Origin of the sequence: Anaeromassilibacillus sp. An200, from assembly GCF_002160025.1 — a bacterium.
Classification (GTDB): Bacteria; Bacillota; Clostridia; order Oscillospirales; family Acutalibacteraceae; genus Caccousia; species Caccousia stercoris.
This window is the reverse complement of the sequence record NZ_NFJU01000133.1, coordinates 1-859: the sequence shown is the minus strand read 5'-3', so window position 1 is coordinate 859 and position 859 is coordinate 1. Positions and strand designations below refer to the sequence as shown.

Sequence of the window (859 nt, the reverse complement as noted above, 5' to 3'; positions counted from 1 at the left end):
AAAGTTCCTCAAGGAGCACCGCAGGGTGACGTACACCAACCTGCTGACCAGCGGCAAGCTGAACAGCCATCTGGCGGAGATCCAGCAGACCGCCCAGCGCCGGATGGAGCAGATCGTGGCGCAGATGGCCAAGGCTCAGGGCGCGACGGAGGAACTGAAAGCCAGCGACCAGATGAAATGGGTGGGTCTGATGAACAACCTGCAGAACGCGGCGGAGGAAATGGTGCTGGCAGAACTGATTTACAGCTAACGACCCAAGAGCCGGAACAGGAAGAAAGCGCAGGTGGCGAACAGCTCCCTGCGCTTTTGGATGAAAAGCAGATCATGGCCATCATCGCCAACAAGGACGATGACCTGAAATATAAGAAAAATCAGATCGAGCTTTTCTTCTCTGTTCACAGCGACGTTCAGGAACGGGCAGAATATCTGAAATCCGCTTATCAGGACCGGTACACCGAGATCATCTCTGACGGGCAGCGCCTGGGATATAAGCCCCAGGAGAATGGCCTGCTCATGTGGGAAGGCTCTTACCCATCCCGCACCAAGGAATCTGTATTTTCCTGGGAAGTGGTGGCAGGCTGGACCGCCCAGCTCATTGACAAAAAAGAATATTTCATTCAGACGGACATCCCGCAGCTCCCTACCCAAGAGAGCCAGCAGATGTCTCTTTTTGATTTTGCGGCGTTTCAGCAGCCAGCCCAGGCCGAGGGTACGGCCCAACCATCCATTTTCCCTCACCCGGCTTTGCTCCAGCAGGTAATCGACGAGGCGCTGTGCATTGGTGCCAACGACCAGAACAGCCGCCTCATCATCTGCGCCTATTTCAAAAAGGATAAGCCGGACAATGCCAGGTTCCTGG

2 protein-coding genes are annotated in these 859 nt (G+C 55.2%); both read left to right on the top strand.

Going from position 1 to position 859, the window contains the following annotated elements; translation table 11 throughout:
• The coding region (locus B5F35_RS18225) for a TnpV protein (protein WP_206424080.1) at positions 1 to 250 on the top strand (250 nt) is incomplete at its 5' end.
• Between the two features lie 56 nt (positions 251 to 306).
• A partial coding sequence (locus B5F35_RS18220) for a hypothetical protein (RefSeq protein ID WP_206424079.1) occupies positions 307 to 859 on the top strand: 553 nt, incomplete at its 3' end.